The organism is Actinophytocola sp., from assembly GCF_036378875.1.
In the GTDB taxonomy this organism is placed as follows: domain Bacteria; phylum Actinomycetota; class Actinomycetes; order Mycobacteriales; family Pseudonocardiaceae; genus Actinophytocola.
The window spans coordinates 18585-43246 of the sequence record NZ_DASUVO010000134.1 but is presented as its reverse complement, the minus strand read 5'-3'; the positions used below and the strand labels follow the sequence as shown (position 1 = coordinate 43246).

The 24662-nt window shown below is 70.0% G+C and carries 22 protein-coding genes; 14 read left to right on the top strand and 8 right to left on the bottom strand.

Annotated elements, in window-relative coordinates:
• Positions 1-10 precede the first annotated feature (10 nt).
• On the top strand, positions 11-850 hold the full coding sequence (locus VF106_RS39125) for an SMP-30/gluconolactonase/LRE family protein (protein WP_330845044.1): 840 nt from the start codon (positions 11-13) through the stop codon (positions 848-850).
• Here VF106_RS39125 and VF106_RS39120 read toward each other — a convergent pair.
• Together VF106_RS39120 and VF106_RS39115 are read right to left on the bottom strand one after the other, a co-directional pair.
• Positions 826-1368, bottom strand: coding sequence for a GNAT family N-acetyltransferase (locus VF106_RS39120; RefSeq protein ID WP_330845043.1), 543 nt, complete (start codon positions 1366-1368; stop codon positions 826-828). The two genes, VF106_RS39125 and VF106_RS39120, sit on opposite strands and share 25 nt — an antisense overlap.
• Complete coding sequence (locus VF106_RS39115; protein WP_330845042.1) at positions 1323-2450, bottom strand: lysylphosphatidylglycerol synthase transmembrane domain-containing protein; 1128 nt, start codon at positions 2448-2450, stop codon at positions 1323-1325. Before VF106_RS39115 ends, VF106_RS39120 begins: the two co-directional genes overlap by 46 nt.
• A gap of 416 nt (positions 2451-2866) precedes the next feature.
• Here VF106_RS39115 and VF106_RS39110 point away from each other — a divergent pair, with 416 nt between their 5' ends.
• Complete coding sequence (locus VF106_RS39110) at positions 2867-3313, top strand: hypothetical protein (protein WP_330845041.1); 447 nt, start codon at positions 2867-2869, stop codon at positions 3311-3313.
• Positions 3314-3406: 93 nt separating this feature from the next.
• Here VF106_RS39110 and VF106_RS39105 read toward each other — a convergent pair whose 3' ends face one another.
• Entirely contained in the window at positions 3407-4450 is a 1044-nt protein-coding gene (locus tag VF106_RS39105) for an inosamine-phosphate amidinotransferase 1 (protein ID WP_330845040.1), read from the bottom strand.
• A 224-nt stretch (positions 4451-4674) separates the two neighbouring features.
• Here VF106_RS39105 and VF106_RS39100 point away from each other — a divergent pair, with 224 nt between their 5' ends.
• Positions 4675-5388, top strand: coding sequence for a response regulator (locus VF106_RS39100; RefSeq protein WP_330845039.1), 714 nt, complete (start codon positions 4675-4677; stop codon positions 5386-5388).
• A gap of 2 nt (positions 5389-5390) precedes the next feature.
• Here the strand turns inward: VF106_RS39100 and VF106_RS39095 are convergent, their stop codons facing one another.
• From VF106_RS39095 to VF106_RS39075, 5 genes are read right to left on the bottom strand one after another with little or no spacing between them, the layout of a single operon-like run.
• Positions 5391-6452 carry an acyl-CoA dehydrogenase family protein gene (locus VF106_RS39095; RefSeq protein WP_330845038.1) on the bottom strand — a complete coding sequence of 354 codons (1062 nt, stop codon included), beginning with the start codon at positions 6450-6452 and terminating at the stop codon, positions 5391-5393.
• A 1-nt stretch (position 6453) separates the two neighbouring features.
• Entirely contained in the window at positions 6454-7608 is a 1155-nt protein-coding gene (locus tag VF106_RS39090; protein WP_330845037.1) for an acyl-CoA dehydrogenase family protein, read from the bottom strand.
• A gap of 10 nt (positions 7609-7618) precedes the next feature.
• Positions 7619-11671 carry a non-ribosomal peptide synthetase gene (locus tag VF106_RS39085; protein ID WP_330845036.1) on the bottom strand — a complete coding sequence of 1351 codons (4053 nt, stop codon included), beginning with the start codon at positions 11669-11671 and terminating at the stop codon, positions 7619-7621.
• On the bottom strand, positions 11668-12759 hold the full coding sequence (locus tag VF106_RS39080; RefSeq protein ID WP_330845035.1) for a M20/M25/M40 family metallo-hydrolase: 1092 nt from the start codon (positions 12757-12759) through the stop codon (positions 11668-11670). Before VF106_RS39080 ends, VF106_RS39085 begins: the two co-directional genes overlap by 4 nt.
• Positions 12756-13634, bottom strand: a complete 879-nt coding sequence (locus tag VF106_RS39075; protein WP_330845034.1) for a RimK family alpha-L-glutamate ligase — start codon at positions 13632-13634, stop codon at positions 12756-12758. The genes VF106_RS39080 and VF106_RS39075 overlap by 4 nt, the downstream gene beginning before the upstream one ends.
• A gap of 205 nt (positions 13635-13839) precedes the next feature.
• On the opposite strand from VF106_RS39075, the gene VF106_RS39070 reads away from it, so the two are divergent.
• The 11 genes from VF106_RS39070 to cysN all read left to right on the top strand — a co-directional run bounded on the left by VF106_RS39070 (position 13840) and on the right by cysN (position 24642).
• Positions 13840-14562 carry a sulfotransferase-like domain-containing protein gene (locus VF106_RS39070; protein WP_330845033.1) on the top strand — a complete coding sequence of 241 codons (723 nt, stop codon included), beginning with the start codon at positions 13840-13842 and terminating at the stop codon, positions 14560-14562.
• Positions 14563-14702: 140 nt separating this feature from the next.
• Positions 14703-15272, top strand: a complete 570-nt coding sequence (locus VF106_RS39065) for a beta-sandwich domain-containing protein (RefSeq protein WP_330845098.1) — start codon at positions 14703-14705, stop codon at positions 15270-15272.
• Positions 15269-16321 carry a BtrH N-terminal domain-containing protein gene (locus VF106_RS39060; protein ID WP_330845032.1) on the top strand — a complete coding sequence of 351 codons (1053 nt, stop codon included), beginning with the start codon at positions 15269-15271 and terminating at the stop codon, positions 16319-16321. The genes VF106_RS39065 and VF106_RS39060 overlap by 4 nt, the downstream gene beginning before the upstream one ends.
• A 195-nt stretch (positions 16322-16516) precedes the next feature.
• Positions 16517-17812, top strand: coding sequence for a DegT/DnrJ/EryC1/StrS family aminotransferase (locus VF106_RS39055; protein WP_330845031.1), 1296 nt, complete (start codon positions 16517-16519; stop codon positions 17810-17812).
• Positions 17809-18639, top strand: a complete 831-nt coding sequence (locus VF106_RS39050) for a transketolase (RefSeq protein WP_330845030.1) — start codon at positions 17809-17811, stop codon at positions 18637-18639. The genes VF106_RS39055 and VF106_RS39050 overlap by 4 nt, the downstream gene beginning before the upstream one ends.
• The gene (locus tag VF106_RS39045; RefSeq protein ID WP_330845029.1) at positions 18639-19604 is read left to right on the top strand and encodes a transketolase family protein; all 966 of its coding nucleotides are present in this window, start codon (positions 18639-18641) and stop codon (positions 19602-19604) included. Before VF106_RS39050 ends, VF106_RS39045 begins: the two co-directional genes overlap by 1 nt.
• Complete coding sequence (gene lysW, locus VF106_RS39040) at positions 19601-19780, top strand: lysine biosynthesis protein LysW (protein WP_330845028.1); 180 nt, start codon at positions 19601-19603, stop codon at positions 19778-19780. The genes VF106_RS39045 and lysW overlap by 4 nt, the downstream gene beginning before the upstream one ends.
• 40 nt (positions 19781-19820) lie before the next feature.
• Positions 19821-20846 carry an N-acetyl-gamma-glutamyl-phosphate reductase gene (gene argC / locus VF106_RS39035; RefSeq protein ID WP_330845027.1) on the top strand — a complete coding sequence of 342 codons (1026 nt, stop codon included), beginning with the start codon at positions 19821-19823 and terminating at the stop codon, positions 20844-20846.
• Positions 20847-20867: 21 nt separating this feature from the next.
• Positions 20868-22388 (top strand): [LysW]-aminoadipate kinase, encoded by a 1521-nt coding sequence (locus VF106_RS39030; protein WP_330845026.1) that lies wholly within the window; start codon positions 20868-20870, stop codon positions 22386-22388.
• The gene (gene cysD, locus VF106_RS39025; protein WP_330845025.1) at positions 22385-23323 is read left to right on the top strand and encodes a sulfate adenylyltransferase subunit CysD; all 939 of its coding nucleotides are present in this window, start codon (positions 22385-22387) and stop codon (positions 23321-23323) included. Before VF106_RS39030 ends, cysD begins: the two co-directional genes overlap by 4 nt.
• Before the next feature lie 2 nt (positions 23324-23325).
• On the top strand, positions 23326-24642 hold the full coding sequence (cysN, locus tag VF106_RS39020) for a sulfate adenylyltransferase subunit CysN (protein ID WP_330845024.1): 1317 nt from the start codon (positions 23326-23328) through the stop codon (positions 24640-24642).
• The last annotated feature ends 20 nt before the right edge of the window (positions 24643-24662 follow it).

Genomic DNA, 24662 nt, shown 5'->3' with positions numbered 1-24662 from the left:
GGAGGCGACCATGCCCGTTCTGCTTCCCCCTCCACGGCTGCTCACCGACGGTCTGACCATGGTCGAGTCCGGACGCTGGCACGAGGGCCGACTGTGGTTCGCCCACTGGGGCAGCGGGGAGGTGATCGCGGTCGACCTGGACGGCCGGCGTGAGGTGGTCGGGCCCGGGCGTGGCGGGATGGGCTGGTCCATCGCCTGGCTGCCCGACGGCCGGTTGCTGGTGTCCGGCGAGGAGCTGACCCGGGTCGAGCCGGGCGGCGAAGCGGTGCGGCACAGCCCGCAGGGCGGTAACGAACTCGTCGTCGACCCGGTCGGCCACGTCTACGTCAACGGCGCCGACTTCGACTTCCTCGGCGGCGGCGCACCCGAGCCAGGGTGGATTCGCCTGATCGGACCCGACGGCACCGCTCGGGACGTCGCCGGTGACATCGAGTTCCCCAACGGGATGGTGGTCACGCCCGACGGCTCGACGCTGGTGATCGCGGAGTCCTTCGCAGGCCGGCTGTCGGCCTTCGACATCGGGGCCGACGGTTCGCTGTCGGGCCGCCGCACGTGGGCGGAAGGGCTGGGACCGGACGGCATCTGCATCGACCCCGAGGGCGGCATCTGGTGCCAGACCGCTGACACGCACAACGAGAACGGTCCCGCGGGAGCGGCGGTCCGGGTGCTCGACGGCGGTGAGATCACCCATCGTGTCGAGACCGATCTGCCCTGCTTCTCGTGCGCACTCGGTGGGCCCGAGGGTCGCCACCTGTTCCTCCTGTGCAACGAGTTCGAGGGCGTCGACCAGCTCGAGTCGGTGCTGGCCCGTCGCAGCGCGCGGATCTACGTCACCGAGGTGCCCGAGTAGAGGTCGTGGTGGAGTCGTCGTTCCTGCAGCTCGACGCCGCCGGGGCCGGCGTCGAGCTGGGCACGGCCGGTGTCGGTCCAGCCGTGCCGGAGGTAGAAGCGCAGCGCGCGTTCGTTGGTGTCGAGCACCCACAGGCCGGCGTGGCTGAAGCCGCTGGATCGGAGCCGGTCGAGGGCGGCGGCGTGGAGCTGGGTGCCGATGCCACGGCGCCAGACGTCGGGGGTGAGGTAGAGCGCGTAGAGGTCGCCGAGCGTGGGGTCGGCGCGGTCGGCGGAAACGAGCGGCGGACCGGTCGCGGCGAAGCCGACGATGGCGTCCGCGATCGTCGCGACGACCGCGCCGGTCCGCGGCGGGCGCTCGGTGAGGACGTCCGACCAGAACCGTTCCCGGTCGGGAATGGACAGATCGGCCAGGACGTCGTCGGGGAGCAGACCGCGGTAGGCGACGCGCCAGGAACGCACGATCACGGTGGCTATGGCGTGGGCGTCGGCCCGCGTCGCGTCTCGGAGCTCGACCACGTTGTCGATGATTCCACGGGAGAACGCGGGTGCCGCCGCGCGAGCCGGGTGAGTGCGAGCCAGGCGGCCAGGCCGATGGGGATGACCAGCCAGCAGGACAGCAGGCGGTAGCCGAGGGTGGCCGCGGCCGCCGTCGCGTTGTCCGCGCCGAGCAGCGTCAGGCCGGCGACGAGGCTGGTCTCGATCACGCCGATGCCGCCGGGGCTGATCGGTATCTGGCGGAGGAGCTGGATACCGAGGTAGACGACGCCGATCTGTGTCATCGAGACGTTCACGCCGAACGCCGCGCAGGTGATCAGCAGGCACGCGAGGTCCGCCGCCCAGTTGGCGGTCGCGTACCCGATGCCGGCCGCCCAGTAGCGGCCGGGCAGCGTCGCGACGTCGGACAGGCGGGCGCGGACCACCGTGGCGACGCGGCCCAGTGGCCGGGCCGGAAGCGGCGGGGTGGCCTTCGGGTGGCGGGTGTGGCGCGCGCGACGACGCGCGAGGGGCACGATCACGCACAGCGCGACGGTCACGACGGTGATGGCCTGCCACGGTCGGGGTAACGCCCACTGTGCGATCGCACCGAGTGCGTACAGGCAGCACAGCCCCACCACTGACACCACTCCGGACAGCACGGTCACAGTGGCCGCGGTGGACCGGCTGGCGCCGAACCGCCGGAACTGCTCGACGGCGAAGGCCGCCGACGCCACCGAGCCCGCCGGGAACGTCATCGACATCGCCGACCGGCTGTAGGTGATCCCGACCGCCGGGGCGACGGGCACCCGAACCCCGAAGCCCGCGAACAGCACCTGCTGCTGCCGGGTGAACAGCCACAGCGAGAACGTCTCCACCGCCGCGGCCACACCCAGTAGCGGCAGGTCCACGCGCTGGAACGCCGCCGCCAACACCGACCACGACGGCAACTCCCGAGCGAGGAACCACACCGCAACCCCCGCCACGACAAGGACCGCCAGTACCCGCAGCCACCGCCGGGTTCTGCTCCGTCCCGCGCCGGGTGCGCGTTCAGGGACCGGGTCCGTCACGCGCGGGCGGCGCGTCGTGGCGCCCCGCCCGGGTGGCGCGATGGTGGTGGACACGGCCGACCTCCGCATGTAGTCAATTGACGACTTGACCGTAAGTCCAGGTCATGGCCCATGTCAACGATCGACTACATCGACCGGGGGTGATTGCGCTCACCGGTCACATGCGTCGGCGTCGCCGGTCACGCACTGTCCTAGGTCGACGCTGACCCCGGACGCGATTTCTACACGGTGTCGGTTGCGAGTGCCGTCGAATCGCGCGATTCTCGGCCACTCCGTCTATTGGATTCTCGAAAGCCGTCAATGCGGTCAACGAAAGGCTGACGCAATGCGGAGTGGTGCCCCGTAGGATTGGGCAGTCAAAGGGCCTGCAAGAGAGAGGACGATCGGTGTCGCTGCGTGATGAGAATCCGGATGACCACAACCGGAAGCGCGAGGTTGATCGCACGATCTCGCAAGGTTCACTGGCGGGAATGCGGGACGATTCGCCGCCTGCGCTGTCATGGGAGACCGTCGAACAGCGGTTATGGGAGGACCCTTTCCGCTGCGCGAACATCGAGTGCTGTGACGAGCTCGGCCACGACCACGTCACGTTGATCACGACCACGCAGGTGCGGCGGTTCTGCTCGGTGGACTGCATCGCCGCAGGCCAGCGGGCGGACAAGCTGGCCACCGGCCAGCACGCGCGGTTGCAGAACAGGCTGACGTTCGACGCGTTGGAGCTCGGTGACGAGCCCACCGACGAGCACTTCCGCGTCCGCGACCAGCATGCGTCACTGTGGCAGCGGGCGCTGTCGCTGCATCGCCATCGCTGCGAGCCCGAGGCCGTACGCGACGAGGACGCACTGATCGACGCCGCCCGGCGTTGCGACATGTGCATGTTCGACGCCAGTCGCGGTTTGGGTTTCAGTGTCGTGTAGGGACGCCAGAACTTGACGTAGTGCACTCGATTTTCCCGCCGTGACCGGCTCTCCGCCGATGGGGACGTCAGCGGAGAGCCGGTCGACGATGCTTCACCGGTAGGTGGCGAGTTCGCCCTTGCGGCGCACGTCGAGCGTCACGCAGTGGAACCCGCCGCCCAGAGTCCGGCAGTGGGTGAGCTGTGAGGGGATCACCTCGACCCCATGGCGCTCCAGCTCCCGGATGAGCGACACCTGTCGTTTGTCCACAATGGCCTTTCCGGGCGCGATCACCAGGAAGTTCATCCCGATCCACACCGACGAGTGCGGAAGCTCGCCGACGAAGCCGGTGTCCACCAACTCCGGACAGACGACCCGGTCCCAGCCACGCAGGAACTCGGGCATGTTGTCGTCGTTGACCCTGGCCGGGTTCACCAGCACGAGCCCGGGTCGCAGCGGCACGAGCGTCGAGTCGATGTGCGTGGACGTGTACAGGCCCTCGCACGGATGCACGGTGTACTGCTCACCGACCGCCGCCTGCAGCCAGCGCGCGCCGAGCATGTTGCCGCTGTCGGAGACCTGGTAGAGCAGGTCCGTGCCGAACCTGAGCACGTTCGCCGCGTCGAAGGCCGGTTCCAGGTTCTGTAACCGCTTTCCGGGCGGCGCGGACGGTTCGTACATGTCGTCGGTCAGCCGCGGCTTGGGCGCGGACAGCCAGCGCGCACCGCTCTCGAGGTACTCCAGGAACAGTTCCTTGTAGGCGAAGCCCTCGAGGAACCGGGACCGCAGCGGCATCGGTGACTCGATGAGCGAGCTGCCGACCGTGAGGAACCCGTCCCGGGGACAGTAGTCGTAGAACCCGTCCGTGCTCCAGTCCGGAGTGGACATGACCGACTTGTGGTCGCGTCCGCCGGGCCGCCGCACGGTCACGCCGAGTTCGGTGAGCAGGTCCGCCAACTCGTCGAGCTCGACCTCGGTCTGCTCGACCACGTGGCCGGGGTACGGGCCGGACGGAATCCGCTGCGGGTCGTCCAGCATCTCCGGGTACTCGATGGCGATCAGGCTCCGATCCGCGATCGGCACGCGCGCTCCCGCGATGGTCCCGACGACGATCTCCTCGAGCGGATCCCATTCCGTGTGCACATCGACCAGACTCATCGGATTGTCCTCCCATGAAGTAACTAAACATCCTCTGTAGAACCAAGGAAGGCCGTCACAGTCGACTTGACCAAGTATGATCTAGTGCGGCCTCAGATCGTGGGTTGGCTTGACTTTCGTTCGAAATCTGGAAGAGACTCGTCAATGCCATTGATCACATTATTTGTTCTAGGAAAGAGTCGTTCGTCCCATCGCATCGCACCGCGGGCGACAGGAGGAACACAATGACCATTCGGGTACTCATCTGCGACGAACTGCCTGTTGTCAGGGCCGGCATGCGCACGCTGCTCGATGCCGTGCCGGACATCGACGTGATCGACACGACCGACAACGGCATGGAGGCCATCGTCCTGGTGCGCACCGCACGGCCTGACGTGGTGGTCACCGACCTGAACCTGCGGACCATCTCCGGCCTGGAGATGATCCGCAGACTCGGCAAGGAGGACGCGCGGCCCAACGTCGTGGTGTTGACCAGATCCGACGGCGACAAGACGGTCAGCGACGTGCTGCACGCGGGCGCGAGCTGTCTGCTCGGCAAGGACACGAGTCCGCAGGAACTGGTCACCGCGATCCGTGCGGCGGCCGAGGGCCGAACCATGCTCGCGCCGGACATCGCGCAACGCCTGGTCACCTGGTTCCGCGAGCAGCCGGACACCATGGAGTCCGCGCCGTGTCCTGAGGTGACCGAGCTGACCCCGCGGGAGCGGGAGGTGACCCAGATGGTGGCGCGGGGCATGTCCACCGAGGAGGTGGCCCGCGAGCTGACGATCGGCGTGGCCACCGTTCGAACCCATCTCTACCGGGTGCGCACCAAGCTCGGTGTCCGCGACCGTGCCCAGCTCGTGTCGCTGGCCTACCGGACCGGGCTCATCCAGCCGGCCGCTCACGCCCCCGGCTACGAGAAGCCTGGACCGCAAGAGGACCTGCGCGCCGGCTGACCTCACCGCCGGGTCCCCGCCACGACCGAAAGTCCTGTGTCGACGGTGCGCCTGGCCAGGTCGAGGCGGGCGGCGCCGGCCAGCCGCCACAGCGCGGCAGGTTCGCCGTACCGACTGGACTCGCCCGCGGCCAGCCGGAAGTACCGGTGCAGACCGAGTTCCGCCGTCATCGCCCGCACGCCGCAGCTCTGCATGCACAACCGCACCACGTCGCGAGCGGTCTCAGCGGCCATCGCCAGCGCCACGACCGGCGCGGTGCCGACCTGCTCGTGCCCGGAGTCGACCAGCCAAGCCCCCCGGTACACCGCCGCCCTGGTCGCGCGCAACGCCACCATGGCACGCGCCAATGGGAAGGCCACGGCGGGCAGATCCCGCAGCCTGGTGTCGAACTGCCGCCGGACACCGGCATGGCGCACCGCGATCTGGTGCGCGCCGTCGGCGATGCCCAGCAGGTAGGCGGCCTGCCGGAGCCGTGCTCGCGCCAGCGGGCCGGTAGGCGAGTCGTCCAGCTTCCCGACCACGTCCGCTTCGGAGACCGGCGTGGCCGCGAACCGGACGACCGGCGGCCAGCATCCGGTCTCCACGTCGTCGCAGCGCGGCACCGCGACGAGCACCGGCTCGCCGCCTGTCCTGGTGGCCACCAGAAGCGGCCCGGGTTCCGGGTCGTCGACGATGGCCGTGCCGGTCAGCTCCCAGCCGCCCGCTCGCGGTGTCGCGGTGACCCCGCTGCCGACCGGCAGCGCCTCCAGTCCGGCCAGTGCCGCGCCTGCCGGGCCACCCACATCGGCCGCCATCGCGTCGGCCCGGTAAGGGTTTCCGCATGCCGCGCTGCCGAGCTCCTCGCTGACGAGCACCCCGGCCGTCAGTCCGAGGTCGAGGCCGCCGACGGAGGCGGGTCGTTCGAGGTCGGCCGCGCCCAGTTGGTCGAGCACGGTCCGGGCAGGGCCGGCAACTCCGTCGGCCACGGGCGCGCCGTGCACCTCGGACCGCACGGGGACGCGGGCGAGGGCCGCACGCAAGGCCTTGCGCAGCTGGACGACGAGCGGATCGGGGGTCGGGTCCACGTCAGCGCCTCTCCTGTCCGATGGAGTCGAACGCGGCGGCGATGATCTGCAGCATCACCTCGGAGGTGCCCGCCGACAGCGTGAGCCCCGGCGCCTCCCGATAGGCGGAGTCCAGCGTCACGGCCGCCCTGGTGCTGTTCGCACGCTGCTCTGGACCGGGGATGTCCGCCGCCCATGCCGCGATGCTCTGGGCGAGCTCGCTGCTGTGGTACTTGGCGACGGCGGCCGCGACCTGGTCGACCCGGTCGGCCGCGAGTCCGGTGAGCACCTCCCAGGCGAGGGCGTGGTCGGCCGCGAGCACGCCGTCCCAGCGGCCGATCTGTTCGAGGTAGGCGTCGTGCGGGGAGTCCGGCTCGCGGTCGACCAGCGCCTCCAGCGCGGCGTCCAGCCAGCGTTCCGCCTTGAGGTAGTAGTCGAGGCCGGTGCGTTCGATGGCGAGTGCCTCGTTGAGCAGCGGCCACCCCTGGTCTCGCTGCCCGATGAGGTCCTCGCCGGACACCGGCACCGCGTCGAGATCGACCCGGTGGAACTGCTCGTCGCTGACCCCGCCGATCACCGTCACCGTCACCCCGGGGGCGCCAAGGTCCACCAGGAACAGGCTGATCCCTTGGTATTTCCCGACATCCGGTGTCGTACGGGCCGCGCACAGTCCATAGTCGACGAACCGGGTCTTGAGGCTGAACACCTTCGTGCCGGTAATCCGGTAGCCGTCGCCGTCCTGCTCGGCCACGGCCCGCAGCGCGCCGAGGTCCGATCCCGCGTCCGGTTCGGTGTAGAGCACCGACGCGAAACGCTCACCGCGGGCCAGCGCGGGCAGGTGCCGTCGCTTCTGTTCGGCGCTGCCCGCCATCAGCAGGAACTGGCCGACGATCTGGATCGTGTTGACATGCAACGTGTCCGGCACTCCCGCGCGCACCAGTTCCTCAGCGACGATCGCGGCGTCGGTGAGTGGACGGCCCGCTCCGCCGAACTCGGCCGGCCAGTGCACGGCGAGCAGTCCGTGCTTACCGAGCAGGCGGTACAGCGGACGCACGTCCGGCTCGACGCCGTCCGCGGCGGTGGCGTCCGCCACCGCGGCACGCACCTCGGCGGAACGCAGCGCCTGCCGCACGTCCGCCCGGAACTCCTGCTGTTCCTCGGTGAACCCGAACCGCATGTGCGTCTCCTCAGAGGGCGAGCGCCCGTTCGATCTCGGCGACGATCCGGCTCAACGCCGGTTCGGTGAACAGGGTGTAGTGGTCGCCGGGCAGGTCGTGGCTCTGGAACGGGCCCGTGCACACCGCCCGCCAACGCTTTTCCATCGCGCCGCTGGGCGAGGCGGCCAGCAGCGTGACCGGTCCGCCGTACGGGCCAGGCGGGCGGTACGCCTGCAACGCCAGCGCGCAGGCCCGGAAGACGGCGTAGCGGCCGGCCAGCTCATCGTCGCTCAGCTCCAGCTCGACCTCGAGCGACGCCAGCGTTGTCCTGATGTCGGCCAGAGGGGCAGCCTGGTCGTCGAGCACCGCCCGCACCGCCGGGCCGTCCCGTCCCGCGAGCCTGGCGACGTCGTGCGCGAAACGCTGCCGCACCATCGGCTCGTCGAGCGGGACGAGGTCGCCGTCGTCCCAGGCGTCCAGCAGCACCACCGGCGGCCGTTGTCCGGTCTCCCGCTCCAGCTGCCTGGCGATCTCGAAGGCGAGCACGCCTCCGTAGGACCAGCCGGCCAGGCAGTAGGACGCTGGTACGTCGGCCAGTGCACGCACGATCCTGGCGGCGGCCGTTGCTATTCCGTCTTCGGGTGGCACGTCGACGTCCCGTGGATCGGCGGCGAACCCGGCCACCCCGATGCCCTCGCGCAGCGCCCTGACCAACGGTACGTAGCCGAACAGCTCACCACCTGACGGGTGTATCAGGATCACCCGCGCCGGGCTGGGTGGTCGCATCAGCACCGGTGTCCTGGACATGTTCTCCAGCGCGTCGAGCGGATCGTCGTCACCGGCCCGCGCGGCGCGGGCGGTGTCGATGATGGTGGCCAGGTGCGTGACGGTGGGGGAGACGAAGAAGTCGGCGAGCGCGATCTCCACGCCGAACCTGCGGTTGATGGCCGACATCAGCGCGGCGGCCTGGAGACTGTTGCCGCCCGCCTGGAAGAAGTCGTCGTGCACGCCGAGCCGGTCGTTGCGCAGCAGGGGAGTGACCACTTCGGACAGCAGCACTCGTTCGGTCGCGGTACGCGGCTCGTCGCCTGACCCCGCTGAGTTCGAGCCCGCCGAGTTCGGGTCCGGTGCGGGCAGCCTGCGCCAGTCGACCTTGCCGCTGCTGGTGAGCGGAAGTTCGTCGAGGACCACGAAGAACGACGGGATCATGTACGACGGCAGGACCGTGCCGAGATGCTCACGCACCGACGGCACCTGCTGCGCGGTGACCCCCGTCAGGTAACCGACCAGGTGCTTGTCGCCAACGTCGTCGGTCCACGGCCGCACGTTGACCGGCCCGATCCCGGCGAAGCTGGCCAATGCCGACTCCACCTCGCCCAGCTCGATCCGCAGGCCGCGGATCTTGACCTGCTGGTCGAGCCGGCCAAGGAAGACGAGCCGTCCGTCCGGCAGCCGCTTCACCAGGTCGCCGGTCCGGTACAGACGTGTCCCCCACGCCGTGCCGAACGGGTCGGTGACGAACTTCTCCTCGGTCAACTCGGCCCGGTCGAGGTAGCCGCGTGCCAGCCCGGCACCCCCGATCACCAGCTCGCCCGGCACGCCGATCGGCACCTGGCGGAGGTCGCGGTCCAGCACGTGCGCGACGTGGTTGGCCATGGGCAGGCCGATCGGCGGCGAGGTGTCCCAGGTGCCCGTGCACTCCTCGACGATCATCGTCACCGTGCACTCGGTCGGCCCGTAGCCGTTGAACAGCCGCCTGCCCCGGTTCCACCGGTTCACCAACTCGCCGCTGAACGCCTCGCCGCCGACGAACGCGATCCGCAGGGCGGTGAACTTCTCCGGCGCCAGCAAGGGCATCACGGTCGGCGGCAGGTCGATGACGGTGATGCCGGCTCGTTCCATCAGCGACTGGAGCCGGTCGATGGACAGCCGTTCGTCGTCGGTCACCAGGCACAGGCGTGCCCCGGTCAGCAACGCGGCGAACGTCTCGAACACCGAGACGTCGAAGGTGATCGACGCGAACCCGAGCACCCGGTCGGCCGGTGTCAGCTCGAACAGGTCCTGTGTGGAGTCGATGAAGTTGACCACGCCACGATGTTCGAGCAGCACACCCTTGGGCCTGCCGGTGCTGCCGGAGGTGTAGATGATGTACGCGACGTCGCCGGGTTTCGCCGCGGGCGGGGGATTCTGGGCAGGCATCGCCGCCAGTTCCGCGCGGACGTCGTCCAGTGTCACGACCGGTGCGGCGACCGCGCCCGCGGTCGCGGCGACCGCGGCGTGTGCGATCACCACGCGCACGCCCGCGTCGGCGGCGATCTCCGCGACCCGCGCGGGTGGATGCGTCGGGTCGAGCGGCACGTAGGCGGCGCCGGTCTTGAGCACCGCGAGCATCGCGGTCGGCAGGTCCACGTTCCTGCGCAGGCACAGGCCGATCCTCGTGCCCGGCTCGGCGCCGCGTTCGCGCAGCAGGGCCGCGAGCCGGTTCGCCCGGGCGTTGAGTTCTGCGTAGCTGGTCGGGATGTCCTCGACGACGACCGCAACGCTGTCCGGTGACTCCTCGACCCGCGCCTCGAACTGTGCCACGACAGTGGTTTCGCGGATCGGCCGCACCGGCCCGCTGGTGACCTCGGCGAGGAACGCCTTGTCCGCCGGGCTGAGCATGTCCGTGGCGGACAGTGGGGCGTCCGGGTCGGCGGTCAGCGAGCGCAGCAGTTCGTCGTAGTGCCGGGCGAACCTGGCGATGCTCTCGCCGTCGAACAAGGCGGTGGCGAACTCGATGCTCAGTAGGGCGTCGGCGCCGGGAACCGTTGGTGCCACGACATTCCAGCTCATGTCGAACCGAGAGGTGCCGACCCGGACGACCTCCTCCGACGTCTCGAGACCGGGTAGGCCGGTCGTGGTGGCCGGGGCCCGCGTGCTGAACACGATCTGGAAGAGCGGTGAGCGGGTCGGGTGCACCGCGTCGACCAGCTTGGTGAACGGCAGGTCGCCGTGCGCGTGCGCGTCCGACACCACGCGCCCGACCCGCCGGACCAACTCGCGGAAGGTCGGGTCGCCGGAGACGTCCCCGCGCAACACCACCATGTTGACGAAGAAGCCGATCACCGAGGACACGGTGTCGTGCCGCCGGTTCTCCTCCGGCGAGCCGATCACCAGGTCTTCCAGGCCGGAGTAGCGGTGCAGCAGCGTGAAGAACGCGGCGAGGAGAACGTCGAACGGGGTCGTGCCCTCCTGTCGGGCCAGTTCCCCCGCGCGCGCCAAACCCTCGTGCCCGACCGTGAACTCGCCGACGTCGCCGGCGAAGGTCAGCGTGTCGCCACGCGGCCGGTCGGTCGGGAACTCCAGCACCTCGGCGCCCGCCAGCGCGTCCCGCCAGTAGGTGGTGAGCTTGTCCAGCTCGACGTTGTCGAACCAGTCGCGTTGCCACACCGAGTAGTCCGGGTACTGCACGGGAAGATCGGGCAGCCGCGGTTCGTCTCCGTCGCGCAGCGACCGGTAGATCTCGGCCAGTTCGCCGGTCAGCACACCGAGCGACCGGTCGTCGCACACGATGTCGTGCACACAGAACAGGAACAGGTGGTCCTCCGGCGCCACCCTGATCAACACCGCGCGCCACACCGGCATCCTGCTCAGGTCGAACGGTGCCTTGATCCGTTCGTCGACGAGTGCCCGCGCGGCGGCCAGCCGCTGCTCGTGGTCGTCGCCCGCCACCTCGATCAGCGGCAGCTCGACCGGGACCTCGGCGGCGACCACCTGCACCGGACCGTCCTCGCGCGCCACGATCGCGGTCCGCAACGCCTCGTGCCTGGCCACGACCGCGGCCAGCGCCGAACGCAACGCGTCCACGTCCAGGTCGCCCCGCAGCCGGGTGCACAGCGGCACGGTGTCGCTGGGCCTGTCCGGTGCCAGGCTGTCAAGGAACCACAGGGTTTCCTGCGCGTGCGACAGCGGTGCCGGACCGGTGTCCCCGCGTGCCGTCGGGCCAAGCCTCACCGCGTCCTCCACCTGCGCCCTGAGGCGCGCGAGGAACTGCGCGCGGCGCTCCGCTGGCAGCGCGGCGAGGCGCTGGGTCATGTCGGTCATCGCAGGCTCCCCTGGGGAGCCCGGTCGTGGACCGGCAGGTGCGCCAGTTCCGAGAGGGCGACGGACAGCACGTCGATGCCGCGCAGGTAGTCCGACAGCACGATGTGCTCGGTGTCGGCGTGGTCGAGCCTGCTGTCGCCAGGGCCGTAGGTCGCCATCGGGATGTCCCAGACCTCGGCGAGGGTGTTCATGTCCGAGGTGGCCGTCTTCACCAGCAGCCGGGGATGGGCGTGCAGGCGCCGGATACCGGACACCAGCGCGCGGACCGTCGGGGTGGCCCGGCCCACCCGGCAGGCCGTCACCGAGTTCAGCACCTCGAGGTTGCCGGCAGGCAGGCGGCCACGCAGCCTGTGCAGCAGCATGTCGACGTCGAATCCCGGTGGGGTGCGGACGCTGAGGTCAGCCGTCGCCGAGATCAGATCGGCGTTGAGCTGGACGAGCGTCGCACCCGGCTGGGAGAACACGCCGTGGTCGGCGTCCGGCCCGAGCAGGTCGACCAGCGCGGCCCAGCAGTCGACGGCCAGTTCGGACGCCTTCGGCGCCGGGTTGCTCGGGTGTGTGGCCGGGCACGTGACCGTGTAGCGCAGGTCGAGCTTGCCCTTGTAGCCGAGCACCACGCTCGACCAGCCGCTCGGTTCGCCGACGATCAACGCGTCCGGCCGGTCGTGGGTGGCGCGGATCGCCATCGCCCCACGGGAGCCCGGGGTCTCCTCCTCGACGACGCCGATCACCACGATCCGGCCAGGGAAGTCCACCGCGCCGGCCGCGGCGCAGATCATCGCCGCGAGCGGTCCCTTCGCGTCCACCGCGCCCCGGCCGTAGAGCTTGCCGTCCTCGGCGCGGACCGGAAGCTCGCCAGGGACGGTGTCCAGGTGCCCCAGCAGCATCAGTGTCGGGCCGTCGCCGCGTTCGACCACGCCGATGACGTTGCCGACCACGTCGACGCGTGCCTGGAACCCGAGGTCCACCATCGCGTTGGCCAGGAAGTCGGCCAGTGCCCGCTCCTGGTAGGACGGGGACGGGATCTCCAGCATCCCGCGCAGCAGCCCGACGGCGTGGGTTTCGGTGAGATCGCCGGACCGGTTCATCGGCGTACTCGTTCCAGTAGGTGGTCGACGATGCGGTCCGCGACGTCGACCCGGTCGGCGTGCGCGGACTGGAAGCCGGCGAACTCGACCCGGTGGTTGACCTCCAGCACCAACAGCCGGCCGTCGCGGTCCTCGATCAGGTCGACACCGGCGATGTCGGCGCCGACGGCGGCCGCCGCGTCGATCGACAACTTGGTGATCTCCGGGGTCGCCTCACACGGTTGGGTCCGCGCGCCGAGCGCCACGTTGGTGCGCAACGACTCGCCGGTCCGGTAGACGGCGCCCAGCAGGTCACCGCCGACCACGATCGCCCTGATGTCCCTGTCGGGCTTGTCGATCAGCTCCTGCACGTACCCGAGGTGCGACTGCGGGCCGGGCAGCGCGGCGACGTACTCGAACACACTTTCCGCGGTGGCGCGGTCGGGCAGTGTGACGACGAGCCGACCCCACGAACCGACCAGCGGTTTGATCAGCGCCGGATAGCCGATGTCGTCGAGCGCGGCGAGCGCGGCCTTCGGGGTGAGGCCGAGCGCGGTGCGCGGCGTCGGCACCCCGGCCGCCTGCAACGCGATCGTGGTGCGCCACTTGTCACCGCACACCTCGGTCGCGTCCGCGCTGTTGACCACCTGGACGCCCGCCGAGGCGAGACAGCGCGCCGCGTACGCCGCGCGGAACTGGCCGATCTCCCGGTTCAGCACGACACGCCAGGCGAGGTCACGCTGCCCGGCCAGGAACCACTGTCCGCGCGTGTCGACGTGCTCGAACCGGACACCGCGCCGGTCGAACGCGTCGAACAGTCGTTTCTCGTCCGCGCCGACCCTGCTGGCGAGCACGGCGATCCCGCCGCCACCCGAATCCGCTGGTGTCGTTGACACGTGACCTCCGTAGTAGACCGCTGGTCCCGCAAAGGGACGCTACGGGCACACCGGCACCACGCGCGTCCGCGACAAGTTCATCCGAGGCGACGCATTTCGTTGACTTTGTTCACGCCCGGCTGCGCATTTCGCTTACCCGGCCGGGGTGTCGCCCGTGTCAGCCTTGACTGATTCCGAATACCTGTGCCGTATTCAAAGGAGCGATATGCCACAGCGAATACCGGTGCTCGCACTGTGGAGCGCGCCGCGCAGCCGCTCCACGGCGTTCGCGCGGATGATGGCCGAGCGGGGCGACCGTGTCGTCGTGCACGAGCCGTTCTCCCAGGTGGTCGACTTCGGCGAGGTGAAGGTCGGCGACCAGGTCGCACACACCGAGCAGGACGTGCTCGCCGCGCTGCGTGCCATGGCGGCCGAGAAGCCGGTGTTCTTCAAGGACACCACGGACTTCCACTACCCGGCGCTGCTCGCCGACCAGGCCTTCCTGGCCTTCGCGACCCACACCTTCGTGATCCGCCACCCGGCCGAGGCCATCGCGTCGCACCACGCGCTCAACCCGGACCTCGGCCGCGACGAGATCGGTTTCGCCTGGCTGCACGAGATCTTCGCCGCCGTGCGTGCCGCCACCGGCACCACACCGGTCGTGATCGACTCGGACGACCTGCTCGACCGGCCTGCCGACACCGTGCGGGCGTACTGCTCGGCGGTGGGCATCCCGTTCCTGCCGGAAGCGTTGAACTGGCAGCCGGGTATGCGGTCGGAGTGGCAGGCGACCAGCCGGTGGCACGAGTCGACCAGCAGGACCTCCGGTTTCACGCGCCGGGCGGACGGCGGTGCCGAGGCGGTCGCCGCGAACCCGGTGCTGCGGGCCTATCTCGACTACCACCTGCCGTACTACGAGCGACTTCGCGCCGCCGCGCTTCGGCCGTGACCGCGCCGGAATAGTCAGCATGATTACCCGGAACGGCGATTTCCCCTTTCGTGTAATCACGGCGTGGACGACAGTACGAATCAGCCACTTATATTGGAAATGACAAGGACGTGCCAGTGAGGGGGAATCACGTGACGGACATGCTGACGTCCTCCGCCATTTTCGATCCGGTCGACATCTCCGGCCATCGGAACAACACGGCCATCTCCTCGGCGACGGAGACCGGAGCGGGAGCGTTCAACGTCTGGGGGAACTCGTTCGCCGCCGAGTACCTGCCCGAGGGCGAAAGCCTCGTCCACGTGGCCGGCGTGCCCTTCCGGTTCCCTCCGGTCTGCGAAGGGCCGGACAACGTCCGGTGCGCCGGACAGTTCATCCCGGTGCCCGAGGGTCGTTACGACTGGGTGCACGTGCTGGCGGCGGCGGAACGGCGTTGCGAGGACACCGTCGAGCTGAGCTTCGGCGACGGCTCGGTCGACGCGGAACCGTTGCGGGTGTCGGACTTCTGGGCCGCGCCCGCCTGGTTCGGCGAGGTCAAGGCGTTCGAGAGCCCGGTCATGCACTACCCCCACCACGTGCAGCGAGGCGTGTCCGCGGTCATGTGGGCGCAGCGGGTGCCGGTCACCCGCCGCGCCGACCTGGCCGGCGTCCGGTTCCCCCGCAACATCGCGGTGCACGTCTTCGCGGTCACCCTGCAGCGGGGGCAGTCATGACCAGTGACCTGACCACGCGGACGTACATGATCACCGGGCCGGAGCCCGAGCTGTGGTACCGCGACCCGATCAGCTGCCTGCAGGCCACGTTCGGCTCGGTGGTGGCACGGGCGGGCGCCGACCCGCTGGCCGTGCTCGGCGCTGGCTGGCGGTTCCTGCACCTGCCAGGCGATGTCCGGTCCGAGGAGTTCTACTACCCGTGCGCGCCCGACGAGTCCGGCGGCGCCGACCTGGGTGCCGCCCTCGCGCCGCACCACGAGCTGCACTCGCGCTGGTGGCAGCCCGCCGACGAGGACGACCTCTGGCGGGAGGTGCGCGCGACGCTGTCCGACGACCGGCTGGTCATCGCCGCGGTGGACAACTTCCACCTGCCGTTCCGGCCCGCGTACGGGGACGTGCACGCCGCGCACCTCGTGGTGGTCTACGGCCTGGACGAGGTCCGAGGGCTGGTGTACGTCTCGGACGCGATGCCGCCCGAGTTCCGCGGCGCCGTCCCGATCGAGGCGTTCCTGCGCAGCTGGGGTTCTGCCAACCCGACCGACGTCCAGGACGCGTTCTTCAGTGACTCGCGGATCGGCCGACGCTGTCTCGACGTCCGGCTCGACGCCCCGCCCCCGCCACTGACACCCGAGCTACTCGGCGGTTTCCTGCGCACGGACGTCGACGCCTTCACCACGGCCACGTCCGCCCGCACCGGTCTCGCCGGCTTCGACGAGTTCGCCGCCGAACTCGTCGACCGGTGCCGGCTCGGCGACGCCACCGCGTTGCGCGAGCTGTACCCGTTCGGCTGGGGCATGCAGGCACAGGCCTGCCTGCACGGCGAGCTTCTGCGCCGCCGCGGCTGGGAATGGGGCGATCCGGCGCTCGCCGGGGCCGGACGGGCGGTCGAGGCCGTCGCGCACGCGTGGACCGGGCTGCGGATCACCGGCGCGCACGGCCTCGGTGACGCCCGTGCCGTCTCAGCCGACATCGCGCACCACGCCACCGTGCTGCGCGGCAAGTACGCCAGTGCGGTCGACGCCGTCGGCGCGGCGGCGGCGCGACTGTGACCGCACCCGGCCCGACCACCATGTCGAGAGGACAGTGATGAGACACCCTCTGTCAACCTCGAGGTTATGCCAGGCCGAGTGCTTCGCAGCCGCACCTCAGGGGAACGTGACGCAAGCCGGCCACAAGTACGTGACCAAACAGAACTTTTCCGTCCGCCAACGCGACCAACACATTGAATTCCGGGGAGGCGGGCTGTGAGCAAGCTGGCAGCGTTCGGGGGTAGCGCGGCAGTGCCGAGGGACCGGCGCCGCGTGGACTGGCCGCTGGTCGAGGACGAGGATCGCAAGGCCGTCATCGACGCGCTCGACGGCGCCAGACTGGTGTCCAACTCGGACGGTGCGAACCCGGTGTCCACTCTGGAGGAACACTGGGCGCGGCGGTTCGGCTTCGAACACTGTGTCGCGGTGTCCACCGGCACCGCCGCACTGTCCCTCGCATTGGCCGCGCTCGGTGTCGGGCCGGGTGACGAGGTGATCGTGCCCGCGCTCAGCTTCATCGCCACCGGGCTCGCACCGGTGCACCAGATGGCCGTGCCCGTGTTCGCCGACATCGACCCGGTCACCTTCAACCTCGACCCGGACGACGTGGAGCGCCGGATCACCGCCAGGACCAAGGCGATCATCCCGGTGCACCTCCACGGCGCGCCCGCCGACATGGACCGGCTCACCGACATCGCACGCAGGCACGGCCTCGCCGTGGTCGAGGACGCCGCGCAGGCCCCCGGCGCGACCCACCGAGGGCGGCCGGTCGGTGGGATCGGCGACGCCGGCGCGTTCAGCCTCCAGGTCACCAAGAACATCCCCACCTGCGGTGAAGGCGGCCTGCTCGTGACCAACAGCGCCGAGCTGGCCGAGTCGGTGCGCAGGGGCAGGCAGTTCGGCGAGGTGATCGAAGCCGGCCGCGAGCGTGACTACGTGTCCTACGGCCTTGGCTGGAACCACAAGATGAACGCCATCCAGGCCGCGTTCACCGACTCGCAGCTCACCCGGTTCGACGACTACGAACGCGCGCGGCAACGCAACGTCGCCGACTTCCTCGCGCGGCTCGCGGTCCTGCCGGGCCTGCGCGTGCCGACCGCGCTCCCGGACACCACCCACGCCTGGCACATCCTGCGGTTCCGGTTCGACCCGGCCGCGTTCGGTCTCGACCCGGCGCGGCCGCAGGCCCTGCGCGGGGCAGTGCGGCGGCTGCTGCGCGCCGAGGGTGTGCCGTTGTCGCAGTACCAGCTCATGCCGTTGCCCGACCAGAAGGTGTTCGTCGACCGCATCGGCTTCGGCGGGGGCTATCCCTGGTCGGTGACCGGCGCGTCGGGGCCGGCGGCGGGTGAGGGCTACCCGGTGGCCCGCGCCGTCATCGCCGACTCGCTGACCCTGCAGAAACGTCACCTCAACCCAGGGTCGGGCGAGCTGCTCAGCCTCTACGCGGATGCCTTCGAGAAGGTGTGGGCCAACACCGACGTGGTGGTTACGTTGGCGGAGGCGGCGTCATGACCGCCGTTCAGGTTCCGACGCTGAAGTCGGTCGCCGCACGCATCCGCTCGCACGTCGTCGACATGTGTGCTGGCCCAGAAGGAGGTCATCTCGGCGGGGCGTTCTCCTGCGTCGAGGTCCTCACCGCGTTGTACTTCTCGGTGCTGAACGTGGACCCGCGGCGGCCGGACGACCCGGCACGCGACCGCTTCCTGCTCAGCAAGGGCCACGCCGCCGTCGGCCTGTACGCCACGCTGGCCGAACGGGGTTTCTTTCCCGTCGAGGAACTCGCCGGCTACGGACGGCCCGGTAGCAGGTTGATGGGCCATCCGGTACGCGCGGTGCCCGGTGTGGAGCTGCCGACCGGGTCACTCGGCCACGGTCTCGCGCTGGCCTGCGGGTTCGCGCTGGCCACCCGGTACGAAGGCCGTGACTCGCGCAGCTTCGTGCTGCTCGGCGACGGCGAACTCCAGGAAGGTTCGGTGTGGGAGGCGGCGATCGCGGCCGCGACGTTGCGGCTGGACCGGCTGGTCGCCGTGGTGGACCGCAACGGGCTGCAGTTGACCGGCGCCACCGAGCGGATCGCGCCCATGGAGCCACTGGCTGACCGCTGGCGCGGTTTCGGCTGGGCGGTCCGCGAGGTGGACGGCCACGACGCGAGCCAAGTGGCGGACCACCTCGCCGCCGCGCCGTGGGAACCGGGCAGGCCGAGCGTGCTGATCGCCCGCACGGTCAAGGGCCACGGGCTCCCGTTCCTCGCGGGCCGGGCTTCCAGCCACTACGTGACGCTGTCGAAGCGCAACCACGCGCGGGCGATGGGCGCGTTACAGGCGACGGACACGGCCTGATGAGCCGCGCGACCCGAGAGGCCTACCGGGACTGTCTGCTTCCCCTGCTGAACGGACATCCCGACCTGATCTGCCTGGACACCGACACCGGCCTGTTCAACGCGGAGTACGCCGTGGCGGCCGGCGAGCAGTACCTCAACCTCGGCATCGCCGAGCACAACCTGATGGGCATCGCGGCCGGGATGGCAGCGTGCGGGCGGGTTCCGTTCGTCAACACGATGGCCGCCTTCGCCACGTCCCGCGCACTGGAAGCGGTCAAGATCGACATCGCCTACAACCGGTTGCCGGTCCGCATCATGGCCACCCACGGCGGTCTCGCCGCGGGCCACCTCGGTCCGACCCACCAGGCCCTTGAGGACCTTGCCGTGTTTCGCGTGCTGCCGGGGATGACCGTGGTCGTGCCTGCCGACGCCGCCGCCACGGAGGCGTTCGTCGAGCAGAGCCTGGACGTTCCCGGACCGCTCTACGTCCGGCTCGGCCGCAAGCCGTCACCGCCGCTGCCCGCATCGCCTCCTCCGGTCATCGGGAAGGCGCAGACGCTGCGGCAGGGCGGTGACGTGGTGCTCGCGTGCTGCGGTCCGTACCCGGTGCTCGCCTGCCTCACCGCGGCGGATGTCCTTGCCGTGCACGGCATCGAGGCCACCGTGCTGAACCTGCACACGCTGCGGCCGTTCGACGCGGAGGCACTGGTGGCCGCGGCGCGACCGGCCACGCTCGTCGTGACCGTCGAGGAGCACTGGTGCAACGGCGGTCTCGGCGGCGCGGTCGCCGAGGCAGTGGCGGAGGCAGCGCCCACGAGGGTGTTGAGGCTGGGCGTGCCGGACCGGTTCGTCGACGTGGTCGGCAGCCAGGAACACCTCGTCGCGCACTACGAGCTCACCGCGGAGCGGGTCGTGAGGACGGTCCGGACCGCCCTCGACACGGCGGCCCGCTCCGGGACAACCGATCGAAAGGACACCACATGACCACGACAACAGTGCAGGCCTGCCCGGAGTGCGAGTCCGACGTGCAGATCAGCGACTCGGCGCGGCTCAACGAGATCATCGAGTGCGCCAACTGCCGAAGCGAGTTGGAGATCGTGTCGCTGAACCCGCCGGTGCTCGCCCTCGCGCCCGAGGTCGAGGAAGACTGGGGGGAGTAGGAGTCGTGCACAGGCATGCGACATCCACGGGGTCCCGGTCGTGATCCGCGTCGCGGTGGTCGGTGCGGCCGGTTACATCGGCGGTGAACTGCTGCGACTGCTCATCAGCCACCCCGAGGTCGAGGTGGTGGGCGCGGTGTCCTCCCGGTTCCCCGGCAAGCGGGTCGACGGTGTGCATCCGAACCTGCGGTCCGCCACCGACCTGCTGTTCTGCTCGGCCGATGACACGCCCGAGTGCGACACGGTCTTCCTGGCCACGCCGCACCGCGCCGCCATGACACAGATCGACCGCTGGATCGGACATGCCAAGCAGGTCATCGACCTCACCGCGGACTTCCGGTTGGACGACCCCGAGGTCTACCAGCGTTACTACGGGAACGCCCACGCCGCACCGCACCTGCTCCACGACTTCGTGCCGGGGTTACCCGAGCTGTACCGGGAGAGCCTGTCCGATGCCGACCTGATCAGCGTGCCCGGCTGTATGGCGGCGGCGGGTGTGCTCGCGCTGTACCCGCTCGTGGCGCAGGGCATGGTCGAGCCGACGGCCCAGTTCGACGCCCGCACCGGCTCCAGCGGTTCCGGCGCCACCGCGGGTGACGCGAACCTGCATGCCGAACGCAGCGGGGCGATGCGGGTGTTCGCGCCGACCAGGCACCGGCACGAGGCCGAGATCTCCCGGCATCTCGGCATCTCGGCCGCCATGACCGCGACCGGGGTCGAGGCGGTGCGTGGTGTGCAGACAATCTGTCACGTCACGATGCGCCCCGGTGTGAACAAGTCGGCGGTGCGCAGGGCGTTCCGCGAGCAGTACCAGAACGAGCCGTTCGTCCGTGTGGTCGCCCACCAGCGCGGCACTTTCCGCTTTCCGGAGCCGAAGATCCTGCTGGGATCGAACTTCTGCGACGTCGGGTTCGCCATCGACGAGGACGCCGGCCGGCTGGTGACCATCGGGGCACTGGACAACCTCGTGAAGGGCGGCGCGGGCAACGCGGTCCAGTGCCTGAACATCCGCATGGGCTGGCCGGAAACACTCGGCCTGTCCTTCCCCGGGCTACATCCCATCTGAGCCTTGGTGACGGGAGACATCGTGACCACCAGACCGCTGACCGTCGTCAAGTGCGGCGGAAACCCGTCCGTCGACGCCGCGCGCATCTGCGCCGACGTCGCCGGGCTCGTCCGGGAAGGACAGTCCGTTCTCCTGGTGCACGGCGGTTCCGGGGAGATCGCCAGACTGGCCGGGAGACTCGGCGTCCCGCAACGCACCCTCGTCTCCCCGGACAACGTGACCACCAGGTACACCGACCCGGCGACGCTCGAGGTGGTCATCCTCGCGCTGGCCGGTTCGGTCAAACCGAGGATCGTCGCGGAGTTGGCCCGCCACGGGGTGCCCGCCGTCGGGCTCACCGGCCTGGACGGCGGCATGTTGCGCGCGCGCCGCAAGTCCGCCGTTCGGTCCGTTGTGGACGGACGGACGACACTGGTCCGGGACAACCTCAGCGGCCAGCTCGGAGAGGTACGCACCGAACTGGCGGAAACACTGCTGGGGTCTGGCTTCGTGCCGGTGGTCTCACCGCCGGCGATCGACGAGCACGACCAACCGGTGAACGTCGACGCCGACCGCGTCGCGGCGGCGCTCGCGGTGGCACTCGGTGCCGACCAACTCGTGCTGCTGACCGGCGCACCAGGGGTACTCGCCGATCCCGACGACGACACCAGCCTGCTGGGTACCTACGAGGTGCCCGCGACCGGCGCTCCTGGCCGGTTCGCCACCGGTGGCATGGCACTCAAGATCGTCGCTGCACGGGAAGCGCTGGCCGGCGGAGTGGCGTCGGTACGCATCGCGGACGGGCGGGTGGCCAACCCGGTCAGCGCGGCGTTGGCCGGGGCCGGCACCACGGTAACCATGAAGGGGAACCCAAACATGAAACCCGTTGTGTCAAACTCAAGGTCAAATCAGGCCGAGTGCTTCCCAACCGCACCTCAGGGGAACGTGACGCGAGCCAGCCACAAGTACGTGACCAAACAGGACCATCCGTCCCCCAACGTAACCACAACATTTAGTTCCGGGGAGGCGGGACAGGGTGGCACGGTCTGGTTGACCGGGCTCCCTAGCGCGGGCAAGACGACCATCGCGCGGGGCCTCGCCGAGCGGCTGCGGGCCGACGGACACCGGGTCCAGGTGCTCGACGGCGACGAGGTCCGTGTGGCGCTGTCCGCGGAGCTGGGCTTCTCCAAGGAGGACAGGGACACCAACGTGCGACGGGTCGGCTACGTGGCCGGGCTGCTCGCCGTGCACGGGGTCACGGTGCTGGTGCCGGTCATCGCCCCGTACGCGGTGTCACGCGCGGCCGTGCGTGAACTCCACGCCGCGCACGGCGTCCCCTACCTGGAGGTGCATGTGGCGACCCCGGTGGAGCTGTGCGCCAGCAGGGACGTGAAGGGCCTGTACGCCAAGCAGTCGGCGGGCGACATCCGGGGCCTCACCGGCGTGGACGATCCCTATGAGCCACCGATCAACCCCGACCTGCGCATCCTGACGCAGAACCAGACGGTCGAGGAGTCGATCCAGCAACTGCGTGCGCTGCTCACGGCACGCGGGCTGTCATGACCGCCGTCGCACGGGCCGCGGTCGACGACCCGCCGGCGGTGTCCCCGCTGACCCACCTGCAGATGCTGGAAACCGAGGCGGCGCACATCTTCCGCGAGGTGGCCGGCGAGTTCGACCGGTCGACGCTGCTGTTCTCTGGCGGCAAGGACTCGATCGTCATGCTGCACGTGGCGCTCAAGGCGTTCGCCCCGGCCCGGTTGCCGTTCCCGCTGTTGCATGTGGACACCGGCCACAACTTCCCCGAGGTGATCGCCTACCGGGACCGGATCGTCGCGCGGCACGGCCTCCGGCTCGAGGTGGCGTCCGTGCAGTCCTATATCGACAACGGCACGCTCCGCGAGCGTGCCGACGGTACCCGCAACCCGCTGCAGACCCTGCCGCTGCTGGACGCGATCCGTGACGGCCGTTTCGAGGCGGTGTTCGGCGGTGGCCGGCGCGACGAGGAGAAGGCGCGCGCCAAGGAGCGCGTGTTCAGCCTGCGGGACGAGTTCGGTGCCTGGGATCCGCGCAGACAGCGGCCCGAGCTGTGGCAGCTGTACAACGGGCGCCATGAGCCGGGCGAGCACGTCCGCGTGTTCCCACTGTCCAACTGGACCGAACTGGACGTCTGGCAGTACATCGAGCACGAGGGCATCGAACTGCCCGAGATCTACTTCGCGCACACGAGGACCGTGTTCCAGCGCGACGGCATGTGGCTGACACCCGGCGAGTGGGGCACCCCGCGAGACGGTGAGGCCGTGTGTGAACGGCAGGTCCGGTACCGCACGGTCGGTGACATGTCCTGCACCGGCGCGATCGACTCGTCGGCGTCGACGGTGCCGGCGGTGATCGCCGAGATCGCGGCGAGCCGCGTGACCGAGCGCGGCGCGAGCAGGGCCGACGACCGGTTGTCCGAGGCCGCCATGGAGGACCGCAAGCGAGAAGGGTACTTCTAGACATGTCAACGGACGTCGCGGAAGTGGCAGGTCGGCCCGACTCGTCCCCACGGCTCTCTGGCGGCCTGTTGCGACTGGCCACCTGCGGGTCGGTCGACGACGGCAAGTCCACTTTGGTCGGACGACTGCTGTACGACACCCGGTCCGTGCTCGCCGACCAGATGGCGGCCATCGAGGAAGCGTCCCGCCGCCGCGGGCAGGACGGTCCCGACCTGGCCCTGCTCACCGACGGCCTCCGGGCGGAACGCGAGCAGGGCATCACCATCGACGTGGCGTACCGCTACTTCGCGACGGCTCGGCGACGGTTCATCCTCGCGGACACCCCGGGGCACGTCCAGTACACGCGCAACATGGTGACCGGTGCGTCCACCGCGGATCTCGCGGTGATCCTGGTCGACGCACGCAACGGCGTGGTGGCCCAGACCCTGCGGCACGGCGCGATCACGGCATTGCTGCGGGTTCCCCACGTCGTGCTGGCGGTCAACAAGATGGACGCCGTCGGCTACCAGGAGTCCACCTTCACCGCGATCGCGAGCGAGTTCACCGAGCGAGCCGGCGAGTTGGGCCTGACCGACGTCGTCGCCATCCCGATGTCGGCGCTGGTCGGCGACAACATCGTCGAACCGTCGACCAGGATGGACTGGTACGGCGGCGACACACTTCTGTCCCATTTGGAGGGTGTACCGCTCGGCGCGGACGCGACCGGGACGCCGCTGCGGCTGCCGGTGCAGTACGTGATCCGGCAACCCGCCGGCGACCACGTAGAACGCTGGCTGGCAGGACAACTCGCCTCCGGCCTGCTCAGGGTCGGCGACCCTGTCGTCGTGCAGCCGGCCGGGGCGACCAGCACGGTCGTCGGCCTCAGTGTGCTCGGTCGGGAGACCGACGTCGCGTGGGCACCGCAGTCGGTGGCCGTCCGTCTCGCCGACGACCTCGACATCTCCCGGGGTGAGATCCTCACCGCGCGCCCCACTCCCCAGCCACTGCGGCGATTCACCGCCACTCTGTGCCATCTCGACGATCGTCCACTGCGCACAGGACAGCGTGTGCTGCTCAAGCACACCACCAGGACGGTCCCGGCGGTGGTGGAGCAGATCAGCTACCGCATGGACATCGCCATCGCCCGCCACCTGCCGTGTCAGGACACCCTTTCCGCCAACGACATCGGCGGCGTGCGGATCCGCGCCGCCGAGCCGCTCGCCGTCGACGACTACGTCGAGAACAGGCGCACCGGGTCGTTCCTGCTCATCGATCCGCAGGATGGAGCGACTCTCAGCGCCGGAATGGTCGACACGAAGGCGGAACACCCACTGTGTTGAGTTTCTCGAAAGGCTGAACA